Source organism: Staphylococcus saccharolyticus (assembly GCF_900458815.1).
Taxonomy (GTDB): domain Bacteria; phylum Bacillota; class Bacilli; order Staphylococcales; family Staphylococcaceae; genus Staphylococcus; species Staphylococcus saccharolyticus.
In genome coordinates, this window is record NZ_UHDZ01000001.1 from 749,942 (window position 1) to 774,757 (window position 24,816).

Consider the following 24,816-nt stretch of genomic DNA (forward strand, 5'->3'; position numbering starts at 1 on the left):
TTAAATTTGGTTGAATAATTAACTGTTAAGAAAATAAAAAGGAGTAATTATTTATGGCCAGTAATCAGTTACCTAAAACAAAACGTAATTTAATAGTATCTGTAATGTTAATAAGTGCTTTTGTGGCCATTTTAAATCAAACTTTATTGAATACTGATTTGCCTCATATTATGCGTGAATTAAAAATTAATGAAAATACATCGCAGTGGCTGATAACTGGATTTATGCTTGTCAATGGGGTTATGATTCCACTTACTGCTTATCTTATGGATAAAGTTAAAACGAGACCTTTATATCTTGCAGCTATGGGAACATTTCTCTTAGGCTCTATTATAGCTGCGCTAGCTCCTAACTTTGGTGTATTGATGACCGCACGAGTTATCCAAGCCATGGGTGCTGGATTATTAATGCCACTTATGCAGTTTACGTTATTTACTTTATTCTCTAGAGAACATCGTGGCTTTGCAATGGGTCTTGCCGGATTAGTTATTCAATTTGCACCTGCAATAGGTCCTACATTTACAGGATTGATTATTGATAATGCCAGCTGGAGAGTACCGTTTATTGTCATTGTGGGTATAGCTTTGATTGCTTTTATATTTGGTTTTATCTCAATATCAAGTTATAACACTACAAAGGATACAAAATTAGATAAAAGATCTGTCGTTTATTCTACTGTTGGATTTGGCATCATGTTATATGCTTTTAGTAGTGCTGGGAATTTAGGATTTTTCAATTCAATAGTGATTGGTGCACTAATCATTAGTTTGTTTATTATTTCAATTTTTGTTCGAAGACAAATCACAATTTTAAATCCATTATTGAATTTAAAAGTATTTAATAATAAAATTTTTTGTTTTTGTACGATCACATCAATGATTATTATGTTATCTATGATAGGTCCAGCACTGCTTATCCCGCTTTATGTTCAAAATGCGTTAGGTTTATCTGCATTGTTATCTGGTTTAGTAATTATGCCAGGAGCAATTATTAACGGTATTATGTCAGTGTTTACTGGTAAATTCTATGATAAGTATGGTCCAAGACCTTTAATATTTACAGGTTTTACGCTCTTAATGATTTGCACATTATTACTTTGTTTCCTTAAAATAGATACGTCATATAGTTACTTAATTGTCATCTACGCTATTCGCATGTTCGCTGTGTCACTTCTTATGATGCCAATTAATACAACTGGTATTAATTCATTGAGTAATGATAATATCTCTCATGGTACGGCAATTATGAATTTTGGACGTGTGATGGCCGGTTCAATAGGTACAGCATTAATGGTTACCTTCATGAGTATAGGTGCAAAATGGATAAGTCCCGCATCTTCTACTCATACAAGTAAAGAAATATTACAACGTCAAAGTGTGGCTGCAGGAGTGGATGTCTCTTTTGCTATGGTTACTGTTTTTGTAATTATTGCATTTATTTTATCTTTATTTATTTAAGAGCCAAGTAAAAATTCTCATAATATTAGAAAAGTATAAAAAAACAATTATTCATGAAAGTTAGTCCTACATTGTGCGGGCTAACTTCTTTTTTTATATAATAAAAAGTTTTATACTCAAACAGTTGATTTATATCAACTAGCAATCTCAGTTGCTATGTAAATAAATTAATATTAATTAAGGGGGGATTTACTTTGTTAACGGTAAATCAAGTCAAAGAAATAATAGGTGCATTAAAAGATCCAATTATTAATGTACCTTTAAAAGAAACAGATGGAATTGTTAACGTGTCCATCAAAGAAAATATTGAACATCTAAGTCTAAAAGTTGCTATGGCTCAACTAGGTGGACAACCACAGCTAGATTTACAAATGTCTATTGTTAAAGCGTTGAAAGAAAATGGTGCAAATACTGTAGGTATACGTTTTGAAGAATTACCAGTAGAAATAGTGGAAAAGTATAGAGGTAAAGGTACTGAAAAACCTAAAACGATTGAAGGGCTACTATCTCAAAATAATCCTGTTGAGTTTATTTCTATTGCTTCTGGTAAAGGGGGAGTTGGTAAATCGACTGTGGCAGTTAATTTAGCAGTTGCTTTAGCTCGTGAAGGGAAAAAAGTTGGCTTAGTAGATGCTGATATTTATGGATTTAGTGTACCTGATATGATGGGAATTGAAGAAAGACCAGGGATAGACGGTAAAGAAATTATTCCTGTTGAGCGACATGGAGTAAAAGTGATTTCTATGGCGTTCTTTGTCGAAGAAAATGCCCCTGTTATATGGAGAGGGCCTATGTTAGGTAAAATGCTTATAAATTTCTTTACAGAAGTTCAATGGGGTAATTTAGATTATCTTTTGCTTGATTTACCACCAGGAACTGGTGATGTGGCACTAGACGTTCATTCAATGCTTCCTTCAAGCAAAGAAATTATTGTTACAACGCCTCATCCAACAGCAGCTTTTGTTGCAGCAAGAGCAGGTGTTATGGCTAAACATACGGAACATTCTATATTAGGTGTTATTGAAAATATGAGTTATTTTGAAAGTAAAGAAACGGGTAACAAAGAATATGTATTTGGTAAAGGTGGAGGAACTAAGCTTGCAAACGAACTTGATACGCAATTATTAGGTGAACTTCCTTTAGAACAACCTACTTGGATACCAAATGATTTTTCACCTTCTATTTACCAACTTGATGATAGATTAGGAAAAATTTATAAATCGATAGCAAGAAAAGTCATCGCTACTACCCAAAAGTAATCTTGTATTTAATATCAAACGTAGTTATAATCGTACGAATTTATTTTATTTTCGTACGATTTTTCTGTTGCAAAATTTTTGAATCATGCTAAAATGTCTTTTTGTGAGCTAATAAAAGAGAGCTCAAATAAATTTAAATTAATTTGATTTAATTGTTGACTTGAAAACATAAAATTGATATTATACAAAAGTCACTGAAAAGTGAATGTAAAATATATAATCACTTTGTTAAGAGAGTGTAAAACTCACCCTTGCAAAGATGGTTAAATCGAATTAAAATGAATGAAGTAATCTTAATTATTCGTTGACTTTTCTTTTTAAAAAAAGTATAATAAAAAAGATTGAATTTACAAAGATGAACATTGAAAACTGAATGACAATATGTCAACGTTAATTCCAATAAACAGTAACGAAACGTTACAAACTATTAGTATTTATGAGCTAATCAAACATCATAATTTTTTATGGAGAGTTTGATCCTGGCTCAGGATGAACGCTGGCGGCGTGCCTAATACATGCAAGTCGAGCGAACAGACGAGGAGCTTGCTCCTCTGACGTTAGCGGCGGACGGGTGAGTAACACGTGGATAACCTACCTATAAGACTGGGATAACTTCGGGAAACCGGAGCTAATACCAGATAACATGTTGAACCGCATGGTTCAACAGTGAAAGACGGTCTTGCTGTCACTTATAGATGGATCCGCGCCGCATTAGCTAGTTGGTAAGGTAACGGCTTACCAAGGCAACGATGCGTAGCCGACCTGAGAGGGTGATCGGCCACACTGGAACTGAGACACGGTCCAGACTCCTACGGGAGGCAGCAGTAGGGAATCTTCCGCAATGGGCGAAAGCCTGACGGAGCAACGCCGCGTGAGTGATGAAGGTCTTCGGATCGTAAAACTCTGTTATTAGGGAAGAACAAATGTGTAAGTAACTATGCACGTCTTGACGGTACCTAATCAGAAAGCCACGGCTAACTACGTGCCAGCAGCCGCGGTAATACGTAGGTGGCAAGCGTTATCCGGAATTATTGGGCGTAAAGCGCGCGTAGGCGGTTTTTTAAGTCTGATGTGAAAGCCCACGGCTCAACCGTGGAGGGTCATTGGAAACTGGAAAACTTGAGTGCAGAAGAGGAAAGTGGAATTCCATGTGTAGCGGTGAAATGCGCAGAGATATGGAGGAACACCAGTGGCGAAGGCGACTTTCTGGTCTGTAACTGACGCTGATGTGCGAAAGCGTGGGGATCAAACAGGATTAGATACCCTGGTAGTCCACGCCGTAAACGATGAGTGCTAAGTGTTAGGGGGTTTCCGCCCCTTAGTGCTGCAGCTAACGCATTAAGCACTCCGCCTGGGGAGTACGACCGCAAGGTTGAAACTCAAAGGAATTGACGGGGACCCGCACAAGCGGTGGAGCATGTGGTTTAATTCGAAGCAACGCGAAGAACCTTACCAAATCTTGACATCCTCTGACCCCTCTAGAGATAGAGTTTTCCCCTTCGGGGGACAGAGTGACAGGTGGTGCATGGTTGTCGTCAGCTCGTGTCGTGAGATGTTGGGTTAAGTCCCGCAACGAGCGCAACCCTTAAGCTTAGTTGCCATCATTAAGTTGGGCACTCTAAGTTGACTGCCGGTGACAAACCGGAGGAAGGTGGGGATGACGTCAAATCATCATGCCCCTTATGATTTGGGCTACACACGTGCTACAATGGACAATACAAAGGGCAGCGAAACCGCGAGGTCAAGCAAACCCCATAAAGTTGTTCTCAGTTCGGATTGTAGTCTGCAACTCGACTATATGAAGCTGGAATCGCTAGTAATCGTAGATCAGCATGCTACGGTGAATACGTTCCCGGGTCTTGTACACACCGCCCGTCACACCACGAGAGTTTGTAACACCCGAAGCCGGTGGAGTAACCTTTTGGAGCTAGCCGTCGAAGGTGGGACAAATGATTGGGGTGAAGTCGTAACAAGGTAGCCGTATCGGAAGGTGCGGCTGGATCACCTCCTTTCTAAGGATATATTCGGAATATCTTCGTAGAAGATGAGGAATAACGTGACATATTGTATTCAGTTTTGAATGTTTATTATCATTCAAGTGAAAATAATTTCAAAATTAGGCTAATGAAAACGACAACGTTACAAATGCTTGACTTGAAATTAGACATTGTACATTGAAAACTAGATAAGTAAGTAAAGATTTTACCAAGCAAAACCGAGTGAATAGAGTTTTAAATAAGCTTGAATTCATAAATAATCGCTAGTGTTCGAAAGAACACTCACAAGATTAATAACGTGTTTTTGTTTTAAACTTTAAAAGAAATCGTTTTTCAGGTAACGAATGGAAACGAAGCCATATGAAAGCGATTGACTTAAAGTTGAGCGAAAACAGAGATTAAGTTATTAAGGGCGCACGGTGGATGCCTTGGCACTAGAAGCCGATGAAGGACGTTACTAACGACGATATGCTTTGGGTAGCTGTAAGTAAGCGTTGATCCAGAGATTTCCGAATGGGGGAACCCAACATGAGTGATGTCATGTTATTGACATGTGAATTCATAGCATGTCAGAAGGCAGACCCGGAGAACTGAAACATCTTAGTACCCGGAGGAAAAGAAAGAAAAATCGATTCCCTGAGTAGCGGCGAGCGAAACGGGAAGAGCCCAAACCAACAAGCTTGCTTGTTGGGGTTGTAGGACACTCTATACGGAGTTACAAAAGAACATGTTAGACGAATCATCTGGAAAGATGAATCAAAGAAGGTAATAATCCTGTAGTCGAAAACGTATTCTCTCTTGAGTGGATCCTGAGTACGACGGAGCACGTGAAATTCCGTCGGAATCTGGGAGGACCATCTCCTAAGGCTAAATACTCTCTAGTGACCGATAGTGAACCAGTACCGTGAGGGAAAGGTGAAAAGTACCCCGAAAGGGGAGTGAAAGAGAACTTGAAACCGTGTGCTTACAAGTAGTCAGAGCCCGTTAATGGGTGATGGCGTGCCTTTTGTAGAATGAACCGGCGAGTTACGATCTGATGCAAGGTTAAGCAGCGAATGTGGAGCCGTAGCGAAAGCGAGTCTGAATAGAGCGTTGAGTATTTGGTCGTAGACCCGAAACCAGGTGATCTACCCTTGGTCAGGTTGAAGTTCAGGTAACACTGAATGGAGGACCGAACCGACTTACGTTGAAAAGTGAGCGGATGAACTGAGGGTAGCGGAGAAATTCCAATCGAACTTGGAGATAGCTGGTTCTCTCCGAAATAGCTTTAGGGCTAGCCTCAAGTGATGATTATTGGAGGTAGAGCACTGTTTGGACGAGGGGCCTCTCTCGGGTTACCGAATTCAGACAAACTCCGAATGCCAATTAATTTAACTTGGGAGTCAGAACATGGGTGATAAGGTCCGTGTTCGAAAGGGAAACAGCCCAGACCACCAGCTAAGGTCCCCAAATATATGTTAAGTGGAAAAGGATGTGGCGTTGCCCAGACAACTAGGATGTTGGCTTAGAAGCAGCCATCATTTAAAGAGTGCGTAATAGCTCACTAGTCGAGTGACACTGCGCCGAAAATGTACCGGGGCTAAACATATTACCGAAGCTGTGGATTGTCCTTCGGACAATGGTAGGAGAGCGTTCTAAGGGCGTTGAAGCATGATCGCAAGGACATGTGGAGCGTTTAGAAGTGAGAATGCCGGTGTGAGTAGCGAAAGACGGGTGAGAATCCCGTCCACCGATTGACTAAGGTTTCCAGAGGAAGGCTCGTCCGCTCTGGGTTAGTCGGGTCCTAAGCTGAGGCCGACAGGCGTAGGCGATGGATAACAGGTTGATATTCCTGTACCACTTAGTATCGTTTTAATCGATGGGGGGACGCAGTAGGATAGGCGAAGCGTGCTGTTGGAGTGCACGTCTAAGCAGTAAGGCTGAGTGTTAGGCAAATCCGGCACTCATCAGGCTAAGCTGTGATGGGGAGAGGAAATTGTTTCCTCGAGTCGTTGATTTCACACTGCCGAGAAAAGCCTCTAGATAGATAACAGGTGCCCGTACCGCAAACCGACACAGGTAGTCAAGATGAGAATTCTAAGGTGAGCGAGCGAACTCTCGTTAAGGAACTCGGCAAAATGACCCCGTAACTTCGGGAGAAGGGGTGCTCTTTAGGGTTTACGCCCAGAAGAGCCGCAGTGAATAGGCCCAAGCGACTGTTTATCAAAAACACAGGTCTCTGCTAAACCGTAAGGTGATGTATAGGGGCTGACGCCTGCCCGGTGCTGGAAGGTTAAGAGGAGTGGTTAGCTTCTGCGAAGCCACGAATCGAAGCCCCAGTAAACGGCGGCCGTAACTATAACGGTCCTAAGGTAGCGAAATTCCTTGTCGGGTAAGTTCCGACCCGCACGAAAGGCGTAACGATTTGGGCACTGTCTCAACGAGAGACTCGGTGAAATCATAGTACCTGTGAAGATGCAGGTTACCCGCGACAGGACGGAAAGACCCCGTGGAGCTTTACTGTAGCCTGATATTGAAATTCGGCACAGCTTGTACAGGATAGGTAGGAGCCATTGAAACGTGAGCGCTAGCTTATGTGGAGGCGTTGGTGGGATACTACCCTAGCTGTGTTGGCTTTCTAACCCGCACCACTTATCGTGGTGGGAGACAGTGTCAGGTGGGCAGTTTGACTGGGGCGGTCGCCTCCTAAAAGGTAACGGAGGCGCTCAAAGGTTCCCTCAGAATGGTTGGAAATCATTCACAGAGTGTAAAGGCATAAGGGAGCTTGACTGCGAGACTTACAAGTCGAGCAGGGTCGAAAGACGGACTTAGTGATCCGGTGGTTCCATATGGAAGGGCCATCGCTCAACGGATAAAAGCTACCCCGGGGATAACAGGCTTATCTCCCCCAAGAGTTCACATCGACGGGGAGGTTTGGCACCTCGATGTCGGCTCATCGCATCCTGGGGCTGTAGTCGGTCCCAAGGGTTGGGCTGTTCGCCCATTAAAGCGGTACGCGAGCTGGGTTCAGAACGTCGTGAGACAGTTCGGTCCCTATCCGTCGTGGGCGTAGGAAATTTGAGAGGAGCTGTCCTTAGTACGAGAGGACCGGGATGGACATACCTCTGGTGTACCAGTTGTCGTGCCAACGGCATAGCTGGGTAGCTATGTATGGACGGGATAAGTGCTGAAAGCATCTAAGCATGAAGCCCTCCTCAAGATGAGATTTCCCAACTTCGGTTATAAGATCCCTCGAAGATGACGAGGTTAATAGGTTCGAGGTGGAAGCGTGGTGACACGTGGAGCTGACGAATACTAATCGATCGAAGACTTAATCAAATAAAAATGTTTTGCGACACAAAACCTTACTTACTATCTAGTTTTGAATGTATAAACATTCACTTGTCTGGTGACAATGGCAAGGAGGTCACACCTGTTCCCATGCCGAACACAGAAGTTAAGCTCCTTAGCGCCGATGGTAGTCGGACTGACGTTCCGCTAGAGTAGGACGTTGCCAGGCAATTCTATTCATCCGCAGTAGCTCAGTGGTAGAGCTATCGGCTGTTAACCGATCGGTCGTAGGTTCGAATCCTACCTGCGGAGCCATGGCTCCTTGGTCAAGCGGTTAAGACACCGCCCTTTCACGGCGGTAACACGGGTTCGAGTCCCGTAGGAGTCACCATTTTGGAGAATTAGCTCAGCTGGGAGAGCATCTGCCTTACAAGCAGAGGGTCGGCGGTTCGAACCCGTCATTCTCCACCATTTAAATGAATATTGCGGAGGGGTAGCGAAGTGGCTAAACGCGGCGGACTGTAAATCCGCTCCTTCGGGTTCGGCAGTTCGAATCTGCCCCCCTCCACCATGTTATTGGGCTATAGCCAAGCGGTAAGGCAACGGACTTTGACTCCGTCACGCGCTGGTTCGAATCCAGCTAGCCCAGCCATTAGAGCCATTAGCTCAGTTGGTAGAGCATCTGACTTTTAATCAGAGGGTCAGAGGTTCGAATCCTCTATGGCTCACTTTTTAAAACACCTTCAATAGAGGGTGTTTTTTATTTGTAAATTCATATTTTTTCTTAGTGTTTGGTAATAACAGGTAAACGTACTAAACAATCTTATTTTGATGAATAAAATCTTTAGATTCTATCTTTTAAAATACTCATATTCATATGATATCCTTCTTATAAACTAAGTTTTCTTACATTTTACTAATTGTTGTATGACACTATAAATAATGATTGGTATAATAAACAATATGGAAAAATATTACCCGGAGGAGATGTTATGGATTTTTCCAACTTTTTTCAAAATCTGAGTACTTTAAAGATTATTACTAGCGTACTCGATCTACTGATTGTTTGGTATGTACTTTATCTTCTCATCACAGTATTTAAAGGAACTAAAGCAATACAATTATTAAAAGGAATTGTAGTAATTGTAATTGGCCAGCAAGTCAGTAAAATTCTTAATTTGACAGCGACCTCCAAATTGTTTGATATCGTCATTCAATGGGGAGTTTTAGCACTTATTGTTATTTTTCAACCAGAAATTCGGCGAGCATTAGAACAATTAGGTAGAGGTAGCTTTTTAAAACGTTATACTAACACTTATAGTCGTGATGAAGAAAAATTGATTCAATCAGTCTCTAAGGCTGTTCAATATATGGCTAAAAGACGTATTGGTGCATTAATTGTTTTTGAAAAAGAAACAGGACTTCAAGATTACATAGAAACTGGCATACCTATGAATTCAGATATATCTCAAGAACTATTGACTAACGTTTTTATTCCTAATACTCCTTTACATGATGGTGCTATGATTATTCAAGGAATTAAAATAGCTGTTGCTGCCAGTTATTTACCACTATCTGATAGTGTAAAGATTTCTAAAAGTTTAGGAACAAGACATCGAGCAGCAGTAGGTATTTCTGAAGTCTCAGATGCTTTTACAGTCGTGGTTTCAGAAGAAACTGGAGATATCTCGGTTACATTTGATGGCAAATTACGTAGAGATATTTCTAATGATGTTTTTGAAGAACTTTTAGCTGAACATTGGTTTGGTGCACACTTTCAAAAGAAAGGTGTGAAATAAAAAATGTTAGAAAGTAAATGGGGATTAAGATTTGTAGCCTTAATCTTAGCAGTATTTTTCTTTTTATCAGTAAATAATGTATTTGGAAATATCTTTAATTCAGATGATATATCTCAAAAGTCATCAAAAACTATTCAAGATGTGCCTGTAGAGGTTATTTGTAATCATAAAGATTTTCATGTCACAAAAGTCCCTGAAAATGTAGATGTTAATTTATCGGGTCCTCAATCAAAATTAATTAAAATTGAAAATACTAAGGATTTAAAAGTGACAGTTGATTTATCTGGTAAAAAAGCTGGGGAATATCACAAAAAATTTCAAGTAAAAGGTATCGATAGAGATATTAGTTATAATATTAAACCAAAAAGAGCAGATATTAATTTAGAAAAAAAGATAACTAAAAAGATGCATGTACAACCAGATGTTAGTCAAAGCAATATTGATCCAAAATACAAAGTGAGTAAACAAAGTATTTCACCTGAAACAGTTAAAGTAACTGGAGGAGAACAGCAACTAAAAAAAATTGCTTACTTAAAAGCAAACTTTAAAAATTCAACTAAAATTACCAAAGATACGAATGATGTAGCCGAGGTTAATGCTTTTGATAAAGAGCTTAATAAATTGAATGTTTCAATTAAGCCTAATGAAGTTAATCTTAAAGTTGCAGTAGAATCTTTTAGCAAAAAAGTAAAAGTACATATAAAAACAATTGGTAAGTTAGCTGATGATAAAGAATTGGATAATATTAAATTAAATGATAAAGAAGTAGAAATTTATGGTAGCAGAGATGATTTACAAAATATAAATGAAGTTATAGCAGAGGTAGATTTAGACAAAATTTCTGAATCAACACAGAAAACTGTTTCTTTTGATTTACCAAAGAATGTAACGAAAATTGATCCTAAGAAAACTAAAGCTTATATAAATGTTAAATAATTAAAAGATATAAAAAAAAGGAGAGTTTAGGAAATGGGAAAATATTTTGGTACTGATGGCGTTCGTGGCGTAGCCAATCAAGAACTGACACCTGAATTAGCTTTTAAGTTAGGTAGATACGGAGGCTATGTTTTAGCACATAATAAAGGGGAGAATCATCCGAGAGTGTTAGTAGGTAGAGATACTAGAGTTTCTGGTGAAATGTTGGAATCGGCATTAATCGGTGGTTTGATTTCAATTGGAGCTGAAGTTATGCGTTTAGGTGTTATTTCAACTCCAGGTGTAGCTTATTTAGCTAAAGAAATGGAAGCTGCTTTAGGTGTTATGATTTCAGCATCACACAATCCAGTAGCTGATAATGGTATTAAATTCTTTGGTTCTGATGGTTTTAAATTATCTGATAATCAAGAAAATGAAATTGAAGAATTATTGGTCCAAGAAAATCCTGATTTACCACGTCCAGTTGGCGAAGATATCGTACATTACTCGGACTATTTTGAAGGTGCTCAAAAATATTTAAGTTACTTAAAATCTACTGTAGATGTTAATTTAGAGGGGCTAAAAATTGTTTTAGATGGTGCAAATGGTTCAACATCTTCACTCGCACCATTTTTATTCGGTGATTTAGAGGCAGATACTGAAACGATAGGGTGTAGTCCAGATGGTTATAATATTAATGAACAATGTGGTTCTACGCATCCTGAGAAATTAGCTGAAACAGTATTAGAAACTGAAAGTGATTTTGGTCTAGCTTTTGATGGTGATGGAGATAGAATTATTGCTGTTGATGAAAAGGGCCAAATTGTTGATGGCGATCAAATTATGTTTATCATTGGACAAGAAATGCATAAAAATCATGAATTAAACGATAACATGATTGTTTCTACTGTGATGAGTAACCTTGGGTTTTATAAAGCATTAGAAAATGAAGGTATTCAATCAAATAAAACAAAAGTTGGAGACCGCTATGTTGTAGAGGAAATGAGAAGAGGTAACTACAATCTTGGTGGTGAACAATCAGGACATATTGTTTTAATGGATTATAATACTACTGGGGATGGACTTTTAACAGGAGTTCAACTTGCTTCTGTCATTAAAATGAGTGGTAAGCCGTTAAGTGAACTGGCATCTCAAATGAAAAAATATCCTCAAGCACTTATAAATGTAAGAGTAACTGATAAATATCGTGTTGAAGAAAACATCGACGTACAAGAAGTAATGACAAAAGTCGAAACTAAAATGAATGGTGAAGGTAGAATACTTGTACGTCCTTCAGGTACTGAACCATTAGTTCGAGTAATGGTTGAAGCATCTACCGATGAAGATGCTAAACAATTTGCTCAAGATATTGCAGATGTTGTTGAAGAAAAAATGGGATTAGATTAATAAGATTTAAGTAGCTATTTCAAAAATACCAAACCTAGTGAGATAACTCATTAGGTTGGTTTTTTGTGCGAGATATTGAATTAGATATCATTTTAAAATGTACGTAAATATCAAAAAAATAACTTTTTTAAATTATTTTATAAAGCACTGTTAAATCATTTGCAAATTAAAACAATGTCAGTGTACAATGATTATTAATGGAAAGGAGGAAAGTAAAGTTAATTAATAATTATAGCGCCTGTGCAAAGTGTTTAAGTTATTGTTGACAATTAAGAGTTAAAATAGGAGAACTTTTATAGAGAATGACTTAGCTTTTGTAGACGAGGAGGATAGTGATCGAATAGATCGGCGGATGCTATCCCGGATGTGGCTCATTCGTTAGCTTATTAAGTAAATCATTAAGGTGACTTAGTGGACAAAGTTAATAAGATCGCTAAATTTAATTATCAATCTGGGAGACGACAGACAGCGTGTGTAAAATTTTGGTGAATTTGCGCGCTTATTTCTTGATGTATTAAATACGTTATATTTATGATAGAAGATTATCAATCTAAATTAAGGTAATAAATCATACTGTCTTCGTTATCTCGCATTTTTGGAGGAAATATAATATGTGTGGAATTGTTGGATACATTGGCTACGATAACGCCAAAGAATTATTATTAAAAGGTTTAGAGAAACTAGAGTATCGTGGCTATGACTCTGCAGGTATTGCAGTTGTTAATGAAGATGGAACGAAAGTTTTTAAAGAAAAAGGTAGAATTTCAAAACTACGTAAAGTAGCTGATAATAGTGATGAAGATGGGACAGTAGGAATTGGACATACACGTTGGGCTACGCATGGTATACCTAATTACGAAAATTCACATCCTCATCAATCAACATCTGGACGTTTTACATTAGTGCATAACGGTGTAATTGAGAATTATGAAGAGTTAAAAGAAGAATATTTAACAAATGTGTCATTTGTGTCTGATACTGATACTGAAGTCATTGTGCAATTAGTTGAATACTTCTCCAAGCAAGGATTATCTACTGAAGACGCATTTACTAAAGTATTGACACTGTTACATGGTTCATATGCGTTAGGTTTATTGGATGAACAAGATAAAGATACGATTTATGTTGCAAAAAATAAATCACCGCTACTTGTTGGTGTGGGTGAAGGATTTAATGTCATTGCATCTGACGCTTTAGCGATGTTACAAGCTACAAATCAATATAAGGAAATCCATGACCATGAAATCGTCATTGTTAAACGTGATTATGTTGAGATTAAAGATACTGATGGAAATGTACAACAACGTGTCACCTATACTGCTGAAATAGATGCATCAGATGTAGAAAAAGGTGTATACGATCATTACATGTTAAAAGAGATTCATGAACAGCCTGCAGTAATGCGTCGTATCATTCAAGAATACCAAGATGAAAAAGGCAATTTAAAAATTGATCAAGATATTATAAATGATGTTACAGAAGCAGATCGTATCTATATTATTGCAGCAGGTACAAGTTATCATGCAGGTTTAGTGGGTAAAGGGTTTATTGAAAAATGGGCTGGAGTTCCAACTGAAGTCCATGTATCTTCAGAATTCGTTTATAATATCCCATTACTATCTGAAAAGCCACTATTTATTTATATTTCACAATCTGGTGAGACAGCTGATAGCCGTGCAGTATTAGTTGAAACAAATAAATTAGGCCATAAGTCATTAACAATTACTAACGTAGCTGGATCGACTTTATCACGTGAAGCGGATCATACATTATTGTTGCATGCGGGTCCTGAGATAGCAGTGGCATCTACAAAGGCTTATACGGCTCAAATTGCAGTATTGGCAATCTTATTCCAAATAGTTGCTAAAAATCATGGTCGTGAAGCTGATATCGACTTATTAAGAGAGCTAGCAAAAGTAACAACTGCAATTGAAACAATTGTTGATGATGCTCCTGTAATGGAACAAATAGCTGATGATTTCTTAGCAACTACACGCAATGCGTTCTTTATTGGTAGAACAATAGATTATAATGTAAGTTTAGAAGGAGCTTTAAAACTTAAAGAAATTTCATACATTCAAGCAGAAGGTTTTGCTGGTGGTGAATTGAAACATGGTACAATTGCACTAATTGAAGAGGGGACGCCTGTGATTGGCTTAGCTACTCAAGAAAATGTTAATCTTTCTATTCGTGGTAATATGAAAGAAGTTGTTGCACGTGGCGCTTATCCTTGTATGATTTCAATGGAAGGGTTAAATAAAGAAGGAGACACTTACGTGATTCCGCAAGTGCATGAATTGTTAACTCCATTAGTTTCTGTAGTAACAATGCAATTAATTTCATATTATGCAGCACTACACAGAGATTTAGATGTAGACAAACCACGTAATTTAGCTAAATCAGTAACAGTAGAATAATTTGAGTAACCACATAAATACTTAATGACTGTCTACAAAGTTTTAAACTTTGTGGGCAGTTTTTTGTACATATTTTTTAAAAAATATAATCTCGCTTTATAGTTTTAGATTGATATTATTTTGGTAATAGGTAAAAGTTATACTTCACCATAGGTTTAATATTATATTATCAGCGTTATTTTTAATAATGTTTTTAATCAATAAATAAAAGCAAAGAAGGTATTTATGTAATAAAAAGAAGTCAGTGCAATGATTAAAGTCATTGCACTTTAGCTTAATCAATGACACAATTTATTTATATCGTTTTTAATTTTTGAACGGAGGATAATATGAATAATATTAAAGCAATATTTTTAGATATGGATGGAACAATCTTACATGAGAATAATAAGGCCTCAGAATTTACTAAGGAAACTATTGATCAATTAAGAGATAAGGGTTACAAAGTTTTTTTAGCTACTGGTCGTTCTTATGCTGAAATATATCAACTTGTTCCACAAGGTTTTAAAGTTGATGGGATAGTAAGTTCAAATGGAACTACAGGGGAAATTGATGAGGATAACTTATTTAAACATAGTCTATCCTTAAAGCAAGTTAAAAATATTGTCGATTTAGCACAACAACAACACATTTATTATGAAGTATTTCCGTTTGGTAGTGGTCGCATTGTTTTAAAAGAAGATGAAGCTTGGATGCGTGAAATGATTTCTACAAAAACACCACCTTATACTGTTAGTCATAGTGAGTGGTCATCAAGAAGAGATGCTATGAAAGGTAAAATAAATTGGCTAGACACCTTACCTGATGTAGATTTTTCTAAAATTTATTTGTTTAACCCTAATTTAGAAAAAATCACTAACTTTAGAGATAATTTAATGCAAAATAAACTACAATTAAGCATCAGTGTTTCTAATTCTTCTCGTTATAACGCTGAAACAATGGCTTATCAAACTGATAAGGGTACAGGAATTAAAAAAATGATTGAGCACTTTGGTATTAAACAAGAAGAAACATTAGTTATTGGAGATAGCGATAATGATAGAGCAATGTTTGAATTTGGTCACCATACAGTTGCAATGAAAAATGCTAGACAAGAAATTAAAGATATGACAAATGATGTTACAGAATTTACAAACGAAGAAGATGGGGCAGCTAAATATTTGAAAAAGAATTTTTTTAATTAAACTCATAACAAAACAAACTCCCAAATGCTTTTATAATGGCTTGGGAGTTTGTTAAGTCTACATTATTTTTTATCAAAATGATCTTTAGCCTGATCTGAGATATTATCTTTGTTGTCATTTAATTTGTCTTGTACATTTTCTTTCACGTCTTCTTTTTGAGTAGAATGATTCTCGTGTTGATGATCTAATTTTGATTCTGCTTTATCTTTAAGACGATGTTCTTTTTCTTCGTGATGGTTAGCTTTATCTTGAGTCGTGTCTTTAACCTCATCTTTAGTGTTAGCTAAAGTAACTTCATCTTGATTCTTATTATCTTTACGAGTTTGTTTAGTCGATTTATTAAGACGTTTACCACGTTTAATAAAGTAGTTAATAATTCCCATAATTAAAACATAGTAAATAAATAATTTTAGGATGATTATAATAACAAAAGTTGTAATTACAATGATGTTAGCAGCATTTTGAGAAATACTACTTGTAAGTAGTCTGACTAAAGTTAATAAAGGTTGGCTAAAAATGATGGCAATAAGGTTTATAAGTAATACACCAATATAGAATTTAAACCATGTTTTATTACCATTTTTAATACCTTTAAATCTTTCTATAAAATTCTTAAAAGGTTTGTGAGTAGGATTTTCATTATAGGCTACTGTATAGTTAATCATAAAGATGAAGAATAACCAATATACAAATGATAGTATAAATGATGTTATGATGTATAAAATAATTTGGACCGTTAATAAAATTCCCATTGCATTACTACCGTTACTTGCTACGTGTTGTAGCGAACTAAATAATGATGTTATTGCTAAATTAAATAAATAGTTTAAAAGCGCAATAATAACATACATGATGATTAATAGTGCAATAGAAATTAAAGCAAGTAACAATGATTTGGCATAGTTACCTTTTTTAAAAGCCACAAATAAATCGCTAAAGTTAACTTTCTCTTTTTTAATAGCCTTTTGAATTACATTTGTAGCTCCAGCGATTAATTGATAACCTGCAAAGATAAATAGTAATGCTAAAATAACAATAATACCAATAATAGGAATTAATAATCTTTGAACAGGTTGACCAAATTGCGCTAACATTTGCATTTGCATGTATTGGCGTATTATTAATGCCGTTGCAAATCTAGTTACAACAAAACATATTACAAAACTAATTAATGTATATAATATGATTTTAAGATTTTGCGGTTTAGCATTTTGAAATCCAGATTTATAATATCTAAACAAAATTTAAGCACTCCTTTACCGTAATATAAATACAATATCAGAAATCTAATTGTTTTTAAATTAATATCTAACATAAAAGGGTATAGAATGTTAAAATGTGCTAATAAACTTACTTTGAAAGGAGATATCATAATGAAATTTGCAGTTATTACAGATATCCATGGAAATTATGGTGCTTTACAAAAGGTGTTGGATGATATTGATAGTAGAGAAGATATCGATAAAATTTATAATCTTGGTGACAATATAGGAATTGGACATGAGACCAATAAGGTTTTAGATACTGTTTTTGACCGTGATGATATGGAAATGATTGCAGGTAATCATGATGAAGCAGTCATGTCGCTTATTAATGGGACACCCTATCCTAAAGATTTAAAAGGAAAATTCTATGAACATCATCAGTGGGTTGAGAGTCATTTAGATGAATCATACTATGATGAACTTAATCAACTTCCACGGTATATTGAGACAAATATAAAAGGTAAAAACGTATTATTTATCCATTATGAAATTGCCAATAATCAATTGGAAGATCGAATTGATTATCAACCTTTTGCTGATATTGTAAATGATGATGAATACGAAATATCTCAATTGTTTAGTGATAAAGATGCAGATTTAATTTTATTTGGTCATAATCATAGATTGCACATGTTTGATGATAAGTCTACAATTTATTTTAATCCTGGTGCTGTTGGTTTGAATAATGGTTCAAATACTGTATATGGTATCGTTACTATTAATGAAAAGGGAATTTCAGTAGAACGTGTTAAATTAGCTTATGATGACGAAGAGTTCTTAGCTGGGTTTAAGGAAAAACAAGTTCCAGCAAGAGAGTTTATATTTAAAAACTTCATGTAAAAAGACGAAAAGCCTCTCTTTTATTATGATGTGTTTCTTAAAGGTTAGATTACCCATCTAACTTCAACAGATTGCATCTAAATAAGTGAGAGGTTTCTTAATTAAGATAAATTATATTAATGATGATGTTTATGTAGACCCGTACATAATGTTGATTCGTCATGCTTATGCTTAGGTGTTTCGAGTTGGATAGTCATATGTTGAATATTTAAGTGTAATAATTGATGCTCTATCGATTCTAATAAGGATTCACACTCATCAATAGTTAGTTTTTCTGGAACAACTGCATGACAACTTAATGCATTCATATTATTAGAGATTGTCCAAACATGATAGTCATGTACATTTTGTATATGTTCATCTTGAGTAATAGTCTTAATGATAGCTTCTAAATTAACATCATTTGGAGTCCCTTCCATTAAGATATTAAGTGAAGATTTAGCAATTGCATAAGCACTTTTAAAAATAATAAGCGAAACTAAAATACTAGCGATAGAATCTGCAATAGTTAAATTAAATCCCCAAATGAGTAAAGCTGCTATAATAGCTCCTATGGAACCGAGTAAATCGCCTAGTACATGTAAGAACGCACCACGCATGTTAAGATTGTGTGATGTATCTCCTTTTTTAAACATCAGTATTGCTACAATAATGTTGATAATGAGTCCAATGACACTAATAATAAACATTTCCTGTGATTGAACTTCAGGAGGAGCTAAAAATCTATGAATTGCTTCAATAATTATAATAATACTGATTATAAAGAGTATTACACTGTTGAATAACGCAGCTAATACTTCATAGCGTTTGTACCCATATGTTTTAGACTGTGTGGCATGTTTTTCTGCATAGATAAATGCCACTAATGCTACTCCTAAAGAAACAGTATCACTTAGCATGTGAAATCCATCAGATAAGAGTGCTAGACTATTTGCAATGAAGCCTCCAATGACTTCAATAATCATGAATGTTCCAATGATAATAAATGAAATTAGGAGAACTTTCTTATTATTGGTGTGAATATGGTTGTGACTATGATGTTGATGATTAGTCATATGAATTCCCGCTTTCGGTAGGGTGACTTGCATGATGAACTGCTTGTTTTAATAAAGTAGAAACGTGTTGATCATCTAATGAATAAATCATTGATTGACCTTGTCTTTTAGATTTAACAAGATGAATACTTTTCAATAATTTAAGTTGATGTGATACGTTTGATTGTGACATGTTGAGTGCATGTGAAATATGGCCAACACTAGCTTCGCCATTTTCAAGTAACTTCATAATTCTTAAACGATTTAAATCACTTAATGCTTTAAATATGTCAGTAACTTTTTCTAATGTTTTAGTGTCACTACATACTTGGGGCTCAAGTTCATCCATTTTTAGTACACCTCAATATATGAATATTTGTTCATATATTAATGTAATTGATATGTTTTCATTTGTCAATGTAGTTATGTTGCGTTTATCTTTTATAAAAAGTGGTAAACATCTTATACGAATTTAATAAGGAGGGCGTTGTTAATGAGCATTTTAGTTATTGGTGCTAATGGTGGTGTAGGTTCAAAATTAGTACAACAATTAAAAGAAGATTATGTTGATTTTACTGCTGGCGTACGCAAGAATGAGCAAGTGAAAGAATTAGAAAATCAAGGTATCAAATCAACATTAATTGATGTAGAAAAAAATGATATCAATGATTTAAAAAGTATCTTTAAAGACTATGATAAAGTTATTTTCTCTGTCGGTTCTGGTGGCAATACAGGTGCTGACAAAACAATTATTGTTGATTTGGATGGTGCTGTTAAAACAATCAAAGCTAGTGTAGAAGCAGGGATTAAACATTATGTTATGGTTTCAACTTATGATTCTAGACGTGAGGCTTTCGATCTAAGTGGTGATTTAAAACCTTATACAATAGCTAAACATTATTCTGATGATTACTTAAGAAATTCTGGCTTAAATTATACAATTGTGCATCTAGGATCTTTAACAGATGATGAAGGTACTGGACAAATCGAAGCAGATTTATATTTTGATAAGCCAGGTTCAATACCACGTGAAGACGTAGCATCGGTTTTAAAAGAGGTGGTTACGTCAAATCATTTTATTCAACAAGAGTTCCAAATTTTAAGTGGACAAAAAGACATTAAAGATGCATTAAAAAAATATGAATAATCAATTTATTATCTACATGAGTGAACATAATGGCTGGGAACTGGTTATGATTCCCGGTCATTTTTTATTTACTTATAATACGAAGATATCATATTTAAATATATTATAAAGTGAAGTAAAAGCAAAGAGTTATCTATGAATTCTCAATCAACCAATAATTGATAACTGAAGATGTAAAACTTTATCAGTTACTTGCACTGAACGATTAGTGACTGCTTATTGTTGAGTAAAAGAGATGCTATTCAATTCGTCATCCAGTTGATATAATATTGAATATCGTTCTTTCAAAGTTATTTTTCAAGTGACTAAATTTTTATTAACGTTTAAAACATGGCACATTATTTTAAAATCAAATATGGTACAATCGTTTATAGTGAATAAGAGAATTTATTATATATACATAGACTAAAAGACATACCTATTTATTGTTTGAGTTTAGACATACCTGTAGTTGTGAGATATAAATGATTAAACTAAATCTAAATATGGGGATGAAACGCTAACAAAGTTAGCTTCAAGAGATAAATCAAGTTAACAATTAAGATAATGGAGGTGTAGTCATGCCGCTATTTTTAAAGCCTATTTTTCATGAGAAGGTTTGGGGAGGTAGTAAACTAAAAACGTTTGGTTACAATATTCCTAATGAACGTATAGGTGAGTGTTGGGGGATTTCTGCTCATCCTAATGGCAAAAGTGAGATTGAAAATGGACATTATGCAGGACAAACGTTAGATCAAGTTTGGCGTGAGCACAGAGAATTATTTGGAGAATTTCCAAGTAAGGATTTTCCGTTAATGGCAAAGATTGTAGATGCCAATGCTCCTCTGTCAATTCATGTTCATCCAGATGACTCATATGCTTATGAGAATGAAAATGGGCAATATGGTAAGTCTGAATGTTGGTATATTATTGAAGCAGATGATAATGCTGAAATTACTATAGGTACACATGCTCAATCTCGTGAGGAATTTGAAAATCAATTAAAAGATGGCTCATTTGAAAAGTATTTAAGAACTGTTAAAGTACAACCAGGTGACTTTTATTTCGTTCCTGCTGGTACTGTTCATTCCATTGGAGCAGGAATAATGGCATACGAAGTCATGCAGTCATCGGATATTTCTTATAGAATTTATGATTATCAACGCAAATTGCATAATAAAAAGCGTGAATTAAGTGTATCAAAAGCGCTAGATGTAATGGATTATTCTAATGAGTTGCCTAATATTGCACCACAAAATGAAGTTATAGAAAATCATAATTGTACTCATATAGTATCTAGTGATTTCTTTACGATGGTTAAATGGGAAATTACAGGAACGTTAAATTATATGAAACCTAGAGAGTTTTGTCTTATTTCAGTATTAGAAGGTAAAGGTAAGATAATTGTTGATGGTGACATTTTTGAATTAGAGAAAGGAACGAACTTTGTTTTAACTTCTGAAGATTTGGATAGTGTATTTGAAGGTGATTTCACACTCATTATTAGTTATATATAACGTTTCAAATTATGATAATAGGCGCATTACTTATTTAAAGAGTGTTAGACGTTGAAACAATTTATATATTTCTCTTATATGTGGCATTATATCCGGCGCAGGAATATTTTTACATATGCCGCATTGGCCATCACTCATGATTCCTAGATTAGTTGCCATTTTAGGAATAATTAGTGTTTTGATAACTATTAAAGATAAAAAAATCAATAGCATGCTTAAACTAGGGGGGATGATGATAAATATATTACCTTTATTAGGCAGTTTTATTACGAAATATTAAATAATTAGAATTTAGTGCAAGTGTCAGGTCAGGGAACTTGCACTTTTTAAAAAATGAAATAAAAAAATTTGAATTATTAGTGATAATAAAAATGAATGATAAAATGAACTTAATTTTAAATTACCAATCGATATTTGCGTTAAGAAGAATAATAGAAGATGATGATATCTAAATTTAAATATTTATGATAGATTAATATAGTTATGAAATATAAAATATAATATAATGGTTAGATAAGGAGTATCATAATGACTGAGGAAACCAATTATTTTTGGCTGAACTGTGGTTATAATAGATGGAATCATAATGAACCTCTAGTTGGTCAAACAACTTTATTTGAATCAGGCGCACATTTTAATCCTTCACAAGGTTATCGTGCTTTTAAGAAAGCTAAAGCTGGTGATCAAGTTATTTTCTATCAAGTCCAAACAGATACTGGATTGTTAGGAATAGGTGAAATTATCAGTGTTCAATCAGGCGTACAAAATAAAATTAGAGTGCACTTCAAATTTAATGAAGAATTGAAACCTTTAACAACTGATTATTTAAAAAGAAGTGAAGCGCTAGATTTTCGTATAAATAATATAAAAGAAATGCTGTTTAATCAAATTAAACCATCTGAGTTTAATTTAATTGTTAATTTAGGTAAAGGAGAGACAAAAATACCAAGATACTTTTTGCTATCAGAAACAGAAGAATTTGAACCAGGAAAGAATTATACAATTTTTACACATACGTACAATGGTATCAAAAGAAATGGCTATCACATTTACACGCAATTAGAGGTGGGTGATAATGTAATTATTTACAATAAGAATAAGGACCAATCAGTTGTTGGTGTAGGTGAAGTATCACGACATATACATGAAAAACCTCCAATTTTTGGTAGAACAAATAGTACAGCAATTGAAATTCTTTATGGCAAAAATATTACCCCTATCTCTTTAGGTCATTTAAATACGCATCCTAAATTAAAAAATCTTTACTTTTTACAGGAGAATGCTAAGCAAGCTATCGCAAGTATGTCACAAGCACAATATGATGCAATTATTGACATGAGCGATAATAAGGGTGTTAAAAGTCCATTTGAGACAATCCAAAGAGTAGAAGTAGACCATCAATCGACTGATGACACATTAAAACCTTTTGTTTTATTAGTTGTAGATCAAAAAGAGGAAGGATTAAATGCAGCTAATGAATTACTACAAAAGACAAACGCTAATCTTGTAATTACTAGTGGACATCCTGATTTTACTGAAGATATGTTGTATGGTAGGTATCTTCCAAATGAAACAGGGGCGCTCTATTATAGAGAAGGATTTATTACACATTTGATGCCTAAGAAAGATAAAAGCTATTTAGTCATTGATAATTTTAATCGCATTGATCCAGATATTTTTCAAACTTTCATTAATGTCCTTGAAGGCTATGAAGTGACTTTACCAAGATATAATAAAGAAGGTCATATGATTAAGTGGTCTAAAAATAAAGATTCTTTTTATCATTTTAATCCCAATTGGCATATTTTAGGTGTGACCTATGATTCAATAGATGAAATTAAACAAAAGTATTCCTCTCAATTTTTAAAATATACACGAATTGTTCTTGTGAATCATGAGTAATAATATAGTAACTAACTATCCATATAAGGTTATTTAATAGATAATTAATGAAATCTAACACAGTTTTTAAACCTTGCTGTGTTATCTTTTTAGATGAACACAGTAAGGTTTATTTACTAGCATTAGTAGGGAATATACATAAATAAAGCTGATAAGGAGAGTGTGTACAGATGCCTATTATTTACTATGACGGTAATTGTATTTATTGTTACAACTATGCTATTTGGTTGATTCAAAATGGTCTTTCTCATAAATATGAATTTGCAACTATTAAAGGTAACATTGGTCAACAGTTTTTCGAACAATACCCTGAGGCTAAAAATAAAAATAGCGTCATTTTACAAAAAGGGAACCACTTAGAATATCAATCTAGAGCTATTGCAACACTTATTTCTTCATTGCCAAATAATAAAAAATGGATAGGTATAGGTTTATGGTTAGTTCCTAAACCTCTGCGAGATTTAGGATATAATCTTTTTGCAAATAATAGAGATAAAATGTGGAAAACACATTGGCACAAACCCACTGAATATGAGAAATCTTTCTTTTTAGATGATAATGCTAAAATCAAGTTAACCTAATTGATAAAATAATACTTCTAATTGATAAAAAATATTATGAGAATAGTTATTTTTTATTTTGGGTAATAGATGATATATGTTTGTTTAAAATTTTACAGCATTATAAAGGATACACTCACATGGTTGTATTTAACATACTCTTTAAAATGATTATAAAATAAAGTGTAATTTCGCTTTACATATTATAATTAAAAGAAAATTTTAAGGAGTGTATTTAAGTGAGTAATCAACAAGATGTAGTAAAACAATTGAATCAACAAGTAGCAAACTGGACAGTAGCATATACAAAATTACACAATTTTCATTGGGTATGTTAAAGGACCTAATTTCTTCTCATTACACACTAAATTTGAGGAATTATATAACGAAGCTAGTCAATATGTTGATGATTTAGCTGAGAGAATTTTAGCAATTGGCGGAAATCCAATTGGTACATTAACTGAAAGTTTAAACCAATCTATCGTTAAAGAAGCTTAGAAAAATTATACAGCTGAAGAAATGGTTGAAGAACTTTCTAAAGATTTCACTAATATCTCTAAACAACTAGAAGATGGAATTAGAGTAGCAGGTGACGCTGGAGATGACGTTTCAGAATATATGTTTATAAGTATGCAAACATCAGTGGATAAACATAACTGGATGTTGCTATCTTATTTAGGTAAATAAGATTCATAAAATTTTTAAGAATTGTTTCTTATAAATTAAGAGCTTGAGACATCAATCATTGTTCAGGTATTTTTCGTATATTGACAGTCGATGACTGAATTGAAAATGGGCTTATATCAAGCTTTTTTAAATTCTAGTCCTCGTTGCCGGGGTGAGACAACGAATTCAATACGAATTCTG

Annotated in this window: 16 protein-coding genes, 6 tRNA genes, 3 rRNA genes and 1 pseudogene; 23 read left to right on the plus strand and 3 right to left on the minus strand. The window is 34.7% G+C overall.

Features of this window, described 5'->3' with window-relative positions; translation table 11 throughout:
- The first annotated feature begins 53 nt into the window (after positions 1–53).
- The 16 genes from DYE57_RS03520 (at position 54) to DYE57_RS03595 (ending at position 15,705) form a co-directional block, all read left to right on the plus strand.
- Positions 54–1,457, plus strand: coding sequence for an MDR family MFS transporter (locus DYE57_RS03520; RefSeq protein WP_115312889.1), 1,404 nt, complete (start codon positions 54–56; stop codon positions 1,455–1,457).
- Positions 1,458–1,651: 194 nt separating this feature from the next.
- The gene (locus DYE57_RS03525) at positions 1,652–2,716 is read left to right on the plus strand and encodes an Mrp/NBP35 family ATP-binding protein (protein WP_115312890.1); all 1,065 of its coding nucleotides are present in this window, start codon (positions 1,652–1,654) and stop codon (positions 2,714–2,716) included.
- A gap of 461 nt (positions 2,717–3,177) precedes the next feature.
- A 16S ribosomal RNA gene (locus tag DYE57_RS03530) occupies positions 3,178–4,728 on the plus strand.
- 381 nt (positions 4,729–5,109) lie between these two features.
- A 23S ribosomal RNA gene (locus DYE57_RS03535) occupies positions 5,110–8,031 on the plus strand.
- A gap of 66 nt (positions 8,032–8,097) precedes the next feature.
- Positions 8,098–8,212: ribosomal RNA gene (rrf, locus tag DYE57_RS03540) — 5S ribosomal RNA — on the plus strand.
- Together the 16S, 23S and 5S rRNA genes with 6 tRNA genes alongside form the textbook arrangement of a ribosomal RNA operon.
- Positions 8,213–8,223: 11 nt before the next feature.
- Positions 8,224–8,298 (plus strand) — tRNA-Asn (locus tag DYE57_RS03545).
- A gap of 1 nt (position 8,299) precedes the next feature.
- A tRNA-Glu gene (locus DYE57_RS03550) sits at positions 8,300–8,374 on the plus strand.
- 4 nt (positions 8,375–8,378) lie between these two features.
- A tRNA-Val gene (locus tag DYE57_RS03555) sits at positions 8,379–8,454 on the plus strand.
- Between the two features lie 16 nt (positions 8,455–8,470).
- Positions 8,471–8,554, plus strand: a tRNA-Tyr gene (locus DYE57_RS03560).
- A gap of 6 nt (positions 8,555–8,560) precedes the next feature.
- Positions 8,561–8,635: transfer RNA gene (locus DYE57_RS03565), tRNA-Gln, on the plus strand.
- 3 nt (positions 8,636–8,638) lie between these two features.
- A tRNA-Lys gene (locus DYE57_RS03570) sits at positions 8,639–8,711 on the plus strand.
- 264 nt (positions 8,712–8,975) lie between these two features.
- The gene (gene cdaA / locus DYE57_RS03575; RefSeq protein WP_115312891.1) at positions 8,976–9,782 is read left to right on the plus strand and encodes a diadenylate cyclase CdaA; all 807 of its coding nucleotides are present in this window, start codon (positions 8,976–8,978) and stop codon (positions 9,780–9,782) included.
- A gap of 3 nt (positions 9,783–9,785) precedes the next feature.
- A complete protein-coding gene (locus tag DYE57_RS03580) occupies positions 9,786–10,718 on the plus strand; it encodes a CdaR family protein (protein WP_115312892.1) in 933 nt (310 codons plus the stop codon).
- A 33-nt stretch (positions 10,719–10,751) separates the two neighbouring features.
- Positions 10,752–12,104, plus strand: coding sequence for a phosphoglucosamine mutase (gene glmM / locus DYE57_RS03585; protein WP_115312893.1), 1,353 nt, complete (start codon positions 10,752–10,754; stop codon positions 12,102–12,104).
- 611 nt (positions 12,105–12,715) lie between these two features.
- Positions 12,716–14,521, plus strand: coding sequence for a glutamine--fructose-6-phosphate transaminase (isomerizing) (glmS, locus tag DYE57_RS03590; protein ID WP_115312894.1), 1,806 nt, complete (start codon positions 12,716–12,718; stop codon positions 14,519–14,521).
- Positions 14,522–14,850: 329 nt separating this feature from the next.
- Complete coding sequence (locus DYE57_RS03595; RefSeq protein WP_115312895.1) at positions 14,851–15,705, plus strand: HAD family hydrolase; 855 nt, start codon at positions 14,851–14,853, stop codon at positions 15,703–15,705.
- Between the two features lie 62 nt (positions 15,706–15,767).
- Here DYE57_RS03595 and DYE57_RS03600 read toward each other — a convergent pair whose 3' ends face one another.
- A complete protein-coding gene (locus tag DYE57_RS03600) occupies positions 15,768–16,946 on the minus strand; it encodes a YtxH domain-containing protein (protein WP_115312896.1) in 1,179 nt (392 codons plus the stop codon).
- A gap of 132 nt (positions 16,947–17,078) precedes the next feature.
- Between DYE57_RS03600 and DYE57_RS03605 the strand changes: the two genes are divergently transcribed.
- Positions 17,079–17,810: a metallophosphoesterase family protein gene (locus tag DYE57_RS03605; RefSeq protein WP_115312897.1), complete on the plus strand. Its 732-nt coding sequence runs from the start codon at positions 17,079–17,081 to the stop codon at positions 17,808–17,810.
- Between the two features lie 116 nt (positions 17,811–17,926).
- On the opposite strand, the gene czrB is transcribed toward DYE57_RS03605, so the two are convergent.
- A complete protein-coding gene (czrB, locus tag DYE57_RS03610) occupies positions 17,927–18,865 on the minus strand; it encodes a CDF family zinc efflux transporter CzrB (protein ID WP_115312898.1) in 939 nt (312 codons plus the stop codon).
- Entirely contained in the window at positions 18,858–19,193 is a 336-nt protein-coding gene (locus DYE57_RS03615; protein WP_115312899.1) for an ArsR/SmtB family transcription factor, read from the minus strand. Before DYE57_RS03615 ends, czrB begins: the two co-directional genes overlap by 8 nt.
- Positions 19,194–19,337: 144 nt before the next feature.
- Here DYE57_RS03615 and DYE57_RS03620 point away from each other — a divergent pair, with 144 nt between their 5' ends.
- The 6 genes and pseudogenes from DYE57_RS03620 to DYE57_RS03645 all read left to right on the plus strand — a co-directional run bounded on the left by DYE57_RS03620 (position 19,338) and on the right by DYE57_RS03645 (position 24,636).
- A complete protein-coding gene (locus DYE57_RS03620; RefSeq protein WP_115312900.1) occupies positions 19,338–19,991 on the plus strand; it encodes an SDR family oxidoreductase in 654 nt (217 codons plus the stop codon).
- 560 nt (positions 19,992–20,551) lie between these two features.
- The gene (locus tag DYE57_RS03625) at positions 20,552–21,487 is read left to right on the plus strand and encodes a type I phosphomannose isomerase catalytic subunit (RefSeq protein ID WP_115312901.1); all 936 of its coding nucleotides are present in this window, start codon (positions 20,552–20,554) and stop codon (positions 21,485–21,487) included.
- Between the two features lie 67 nt (positions 21,488–21,554).
- Complete coding sequence (locus tag DYE57_RS03630) at positions 21,555–21,767, plus strand: hypothetical protein (RefSeq protein WP_115312902.1); 213 nt, start codon at positions 21,555–21,557, stop codon at positions 21,765–21,767.
- Positions 21,768–22,015: 248 nt separating this feature from the next.
- On the plus strand, positions 22,016–23,389 hold the full coding sequence (locus tag DYE57_RS03635) for an EVE domain-containing protein (RefSeq protein ID WP_115312903.1): 1,374 nt from the start codon (positions 22,016–22,018) through the stop codon (positions 23,387–23,389).
- Between the two features lie 170 nt (positions 23,390–23,559).
- On the plus strand, positions 23,560–23,970 hold the full coding sequence (locus DYE57_RS03640) for a thiol-disulfide oxidoreductase DCC family protein (RefSeq protein ID WP_115312904.1): 411 nt from the start codon (positions 23,560–23,562) through the stop codon (positions 23,968–23,970).
- A 218-nt stretch (positions 23,971–24,188) separates the two neighbouring features.
- Positions 24,189–24,636, plus strand: a pseudogene (locus DYE57_RS03645) (Dps family protein).
- The last annotated feature ends 180 nt before the right edge of the window (positions 24,637–24,816 follow it).